The sequence below is a fragment of the Bradyrhizobium sp. P2_E8 genome, from assembly GCF_056403875.1.
Genome location: NZ_JBFUES010000551.1, coordinates 1 through 5,017, shown reverse-complemented (window position 1 = coordinate 5,017; position 5,017 = coordinate 1). Strand labels below are relative to the sequence as shown.

Annotated in this window: 6 protein-coding genes; 1 reads left to right on the top strand and 5 read right to left on the bottom strand. The window is 64.6% G+C overall.

Translation table 11 applies throughout. The features are described 5' to 3' along the window. Window positions 1–488 (top strand): helicase-related protein (locus AC1D00_RS26195; protein WP_477012645.1); only part of this gene is annotated, 488 nt, incomplete at its 5' end. A gap of 34 nt (window positions 489–522) precedes the next feature. Here AC1D00_RS26195 and AC1D00_RS26190 read toward each other — a convergent pair. The 5 genes from AC1D00_RS26190 to AC1D00_RS26170 form a co-directional block, all read right to left on the bottom strand. Further along, a complete protein-coding gene (locus AC1D00_RS26190) occupies window positions 523–1,845 on the bottom strand; it encodes an epoxide hydrolase family protein (RefSeq protein WP_477012644.1) in 1,323 nt (440 codons plus the stop codon). 283 nt (window positions 1,846–2,128) lie between these two features. Continuing rightward, the gene (locus AC1D00_RS26185; protein WP_477012643.1) at window positions 2,129–2,275 is read right to left on the bottom strand and encodes a hypothetical protein; all 147 of its coding nucleotides are present in this window, start codon (window positions 2,273–2,275) and stop codon (window positions 2,129–2,131) included. A gap of 264 nt (window positions 2,276–2,539) precedes the next feature. Beyond that, window positions 2,540–3,409: an NAD(P)-dependent oxidoreductase gene (locus AC1D00_RS26180; RefSeq protein ID WP_477012642.1), complete on the bottom strand. Its 870-nt coding sequence runs from the start codon at window positions 3,407–3,409 to the stop codon at window positions 2,540–2,542. Between the two features lie 105 nt (window positions 3,410–3,514). Then, window positions 3,515–4,285, bottom strand: a complete 771-nt coding sequence (locus tag AC1D00_RS26175) for a DUF502 domain-containing protein (protein ID WP_477012641.1) — start codon at window positions 4,283–4,285, stop codon at window positions 3,515–3,517. 79 nt (window positions 4,286–4,364) lie between these two features. After that, window positions 4,365–5,017: SIS domain-containing protein (locus AC1D00_RS26170; protein ID WP_477012640.1), on the bottom strand; the 653-nt coding region annotated here is incomplete at its 5' end.

The window sequence follows — 5,017 nt, the reverse complement described above, 5'->3', positions numbered from 1 at the left end:
CCCACGAGATCGGCCTTCTCGTCGCGACCACCGTGGTTGAAGTCGGCGTCGACGTGCCCGCGGCCACCATCATGGTGATCGAGAACGCCGAGCGTTTCGGCCTCGCCCAGCTGCATCAGCTCCGCGGCCGCATCGGCCGCGGTTCGGAGGCCTCGACCTGCATCCTGCTCTATTCGGAGCCGCTCGGCGAGATGTCGAAGGCGCGGCTGAAGGTGATCCGCGAGACCACCGACGGTTTTCGCATCGCCGAGGAGGATTTGAAGCTGCGCGGCGAAGGCGACGTGCTGGGCGTGCGCCAGAGCGGCTTGCCCGGCTACCGCATCGCGCGCTCGGAGGTGCACGGCCAGCTCATCACGCAGGCTAGAGACGAGGCGCTGCGCATCCTCAAGGACGATCCGAAACTGAAGGGCGAGCGCGGCGAGGCGCTCAGGTGCCTGCTGTATCTCTATGAACGCGATGAGGCGATCCCGTTGATTGGGGCGGGCTAGGACGTGGACTCATTAGCGCCGAGCCTCTGGTCCGTTATTTGCGCAATGATCTGAAGGCTGCGCGTACCTCATCTGAAAACAGCTTCGGCTCCTCCCAGGCGGCGAAATGCCCGCCACGTTCGACCTCGCTGAAGTAGGCGAGGCCGGGGTACATAATCTCGACCCAACTTCGGGGCGCAGCAAAGATTTCGCCGGGGAACGTCGTAAATCCCACGGGAACCGCGACCGCAGGAGGAGACTTGCCGGCCGCACGGGCTGCGGCCTGTCCGGCCTCCCAGTACCACCGTGCGGCCGAGGCCCCAGTGCCGGTCAGCCAGTACAGCGTGATGTTGTCGAGGATGTTGTCCCGGGTGAGATTGCCCGCGGGCTTACCCTCCACGAACGCTCGGGAAATCTTGTAGTAGCTGTCCGTGTCATGGTCGAGCATCCAGCTCGCGAGCCCGAGGGGTGAATTCAGCAGGGAGTAGCCGATCGTCTGTGGCCGCGTCGACTGCTCCAGGAAGTAGCCAAAGCCACTCGCCCTAAACGTCGCGGCCGCCTTCTGCGCCGCGCGTTCCTTCTCGGATTCTGCGGGCAGCTTGTCGGACATTGCCGCCACACCCGCGAGCAAGTTGACGTGGATGCCGAGAAGTCCCTTGGGTGCCTGGCGCCCCATCGCATCCGTTACTGCCGCTCCTACGTCGCCACCCTGGGCAACGTAGCGCGTGTAGCCGAGACGATCCATCAGCACCGCCCACGCACGCGCGATGCGCGCGGCGTCCCAGCCGAGTTCGGTCGGCTCACCCGAGAAGCCGTAGCCAGGCAAGGACGGCAGCACCAGGTGGAATGCATCGTCGGGAGAGCCACCATACTTGGTCGGGTCAGCCAGGGGACCGACGGTATCGAGGAGTTCGATGACCGAGCCGGGCCAGCCGTGCGTCATGATCAGCGGCAGCGCGTTCTCATGCCGGGACTTGACGTGGATGAAATGGATCTTCACCCCGTCGATCACGGTCGTGAACTGTGGCAGTGCGTTCAGCCGTGCCTCGCACTTGCGCCAGTCGTACTCAGTCGACCAGTAGCGGGCGAGCGCCCGCAGCGTCGCCAGCTGCACACCCTGCGACCGATCCTCAACGAGCTCTTTGGTGGGCCAGCGCGTGGCCGCGAGGCGCCGGCGGAGATCAGCGAGGTCTTCACCCCGGACATTGACGCGGAAGGGAAGAATTGCGTCGGCTTTGGTCGTACCGAGCGGGGACCCTCCTTGTTTCGATTGCGCGCGTGCGGCGACGAAATGTATTGGAAGCAAGCTGACGGCACCAGTTGCGGCTGACCCTGCGAGAAGGCTGCGCCGGGTGGGTGACGAGGAGATTGCGGTCATGGTCGGCCTCCTTGTTTACAAGCCCGCTCCTAGACTAGTGAACTGCGATGCGTCGGCCAGCTTCGAACTGTAGAAATGATTGCAGGTGCCTGGGCCAAGCGTATGAGCAATTATTCGGATGATACCTTGGTACGAACTGTCCAGGGACCGTACTAAAAACAGCATACAATAGAATCCGCCCACCGTCTGATGACAAGATGTTGGGGGCAACATCTTTCGAAGAGATTGCCGCCTTGGGCTGCGCTGGACCACCCGTGAGCTTCCCTCGCAAGACGCGCAGCGACTACTTCTCGTCAGGCCGGCTCGAGCTCTCGATCTGAGCGCGCTGATGTCTCCACATGCCAAACGGCGCAACCACATAGCTGAGCAGCGCACAGCCGACCATCCAGGCCATCGCGATCCAAGTCCGGGTGGTGGCAGACGAGCGCACGCCGTCTCCACCTCGTCATTGCGAGTGCAGCGAAGCAATCCAGAATCTTTCAGCGGAGGGACTCTGGATTGCTTCGCTGCACTTGCAATGACGACGTGGATAGAGCCGTTTCAGAAGACTTATCCTTTCGCCGCGGCCGACTTCATGCATCCTTCCTGCCATGCGCGGACGTCCCGGTTGTGCGCCTGAAACGCGACCGGGACATCCAAGAGTTTCTGGATTCCGTGCCAGTGGATGGCAAGTCTACGAGGTGAGGCCGGACGACTAGGCCTTCTTCTGCGCGATGCTCGCGGCAAATGCCTTCATCAGCGACGCATCCGCCGCCTCGCCCTTTGCGTCCTCGGCGAGATGCTCGAACCAGCGCGCAAAACCCTCGTAGATCTGGCTGGCCGGATGATCGGCGCCGAGGAAGCCGGAAATCTCCCGCATCTCCGCGACCCAGCGATAGGCCTTCGGAATCATGTCCGGCAGCGCGACTTCGAGCCGCGCCAGAACCGCGGGCTGGCTCAGCGCGAGCTCGTCGCGCAGCGCGTCCGCCGCACCGGCCTTGGTTGCTGCAATCACCATGGCCGAGCCGATGCCGGCGAGGCCCTTGACGATGCCGGCGTAGGACATCTTCAAGGCCGACGCCGCGCCGACCGGGCCTTCGACGATCCGCACGTCGAGGCCGAGGTCCTTCAGCACGGCGACATCCCCGGCGTGTGCGCCGGACATGTAGAAGGCCGGGCTCTTGCCACCGGGCTGCGGCGGGAAGCCGATGATGCCGGCATCGACGAACGGCGCCTGCGCCGAACCGATGATCTCCTCAATCCTGCGCACGGTGTCGACATTGACGGCGTTACAATCGACCACGACGGGCTTCTTCGCGCGCCGGACGATCAGCGCGGCCAGGCGTTCGGCGAGTGCAACGGCCTCGCCCGGCGGCACGATCGAGAGGATGATGTCGGCCTCGCCGATCGCCTCGTCGTCCGCGCCGATCATGCCGGCATCCGCCGCGCGTTTTTGAGTCGCCTCGCTCCGCCCCTTCAACGACGTCAGCACGCGCGCGCCGTTTTCGTTGAGGCGGCGGGCCACGGCGCTGCCCATGGCGCCGGGCGCGAGGATCGCAATGGTCTTGGACGTCGTCTTGGACATCGTGCACTCCAGGTCGAGCACCGAGCAAGGCGCTCGGTTCAACCCGAAGAATAGCAGAGGATGCGAGGCCCTGCGTGAACGCGGCCATCCCGCACGGGAATGGCCCTACTCCACCTTCGCAGGCTGGGGCTGAAGTGCCGACGCATTGGCGATCCGCGCGGCATTCGCCATGCCCGCGAGCGCCGCGGCCTTCTTCGGGTCGGGCGCCGAGCCCGGCTGCACCACGCCGGCCGACATGATCAGCGTCGCGGCATCCTCGGTGCTCATGTCGACCTCGACGATCTTGCTCTTGGGCACGTAGAAGAAAAAGCCCGTGGTCGGGTTCGGCGAGCAAGGCAGGAACACCGAGACGTGCTCCTCCTGCCCCGGCAGGCTGCGCGCGACCTCTTCATTCGGCGACTGCGAGATCAGCACGATCGACCACATGCCCGGCGAGGGAAACTCGACCAGGCCGACCTTTCGGAAGCTCGAGCCCTTGCCCGAGAACAGCGTCTCGAACACCTGCTTCAGGCCGCGGTAGATGGCACGCACCGCCGGGATCCGGCCGAGGAAGGTCTCGCCGATATCGACCAGCGTGCGGCCGATCAGATTGGCTGCGAGGAATCCGACCAGCGTCAGCGTGAAGAATGCGACAATCAGTCCCCAGCCGGGAACGACATACGGCAGGTAGGTTTCCGGCCGGTAGGCCAGCGGCACGAACGGCCGCACCACGCCGTCGACCCAGGTGACGAACCACCAGACCAGATAGAATGTGATCGCAATCGGCCCCGTCACCACGAGGCCGGTCAGGAAATAGTTGCGGAAGCGGCCAATCAGGCCGGTATGCGGTTCCAGGATGGGATCAAGCGGCGCAGGCGCGTCGTCGCGGGGGGTCATTCGGGTTCCAGGTCGGTCGCTACACTCAAGCTAGGGTTTTCTAGCAGGTTTTGGAAGAGCGCGGCCTGATCCGTTCTGCCTATTCCACGGTCACCGATTTCGCGAGGTTGCGCGGCTGGTCGACGTCGGTGCCCATGATGACAGCCGTATGATAGGCGAGCAGCTGCACCGGGACGGCATAGACCATCGGCGTGAACGCCGCCGCCATGTCGGGCATGACGATGGTGACGAGCGAATCGACGGTCGCCTCCGCCGCGCCCTTGGCGTCGGTCATCAGGATGATCTTGCCGCCGCGGGCGGCGACCTCCTGCATGTTCGACACCGTCTTCTCGAACACCCGGTCGTAGGGTGCGATGACGACGACCGGCATGGTCTCGTCGATCAGCGCGATCGGGCCGTGCTTCAACTCGCCGGCGGCGTAGCCCTCGGCGTGGATGTAGGAGATCTCCTTCAGCTTCAGCGCGCCTTCGAGCGCGAGCGGGAAGCTGGTGCCGCGGCCGAGATAGAGCACATCGCGCGATTTCGCGATCTCGCGCGCCAGCTTCTCGATCTGGAGCTCGGTGGTGAGCGCATCCGACATCAGGCGCGGAATCTCGACGAGGCCGTGGACGAGCTTGGTCTCGTCCTCGTCGGACAATTCGCCGCGGGCCTTGCCGGCGGCGATCGCGAGGTTCGCGAGCACCATCAGCTGGCAGGTGAAGGCCTTGGTCGAGGCAACGCCGATCTCGGGAC

Coding starts and splice junctions, on each gene's coding strand:
- AC1D00_RS26190 (WP_477012644.1), bottom strand. CDS start 1,845: ATGACCGCAATCTCCTCGTCACCCACCCGGCGCAGCCTTCTCGCAGGG.
- AC1D00_RS26180 (WP_477012642.1), bottom strand. CDS start 3,409: ATGTCCAAGACGACGTCCAAGACCATTGCGATCCTCGCGCCCGGCGCC.
- AC1D00_RS26175 (WP_477012641.1), bottom strand. CDS start 4,285: ATGACCCCCCGCGACGACGCGCCTGCGCCGCTTGATCCCATCCTGGAA.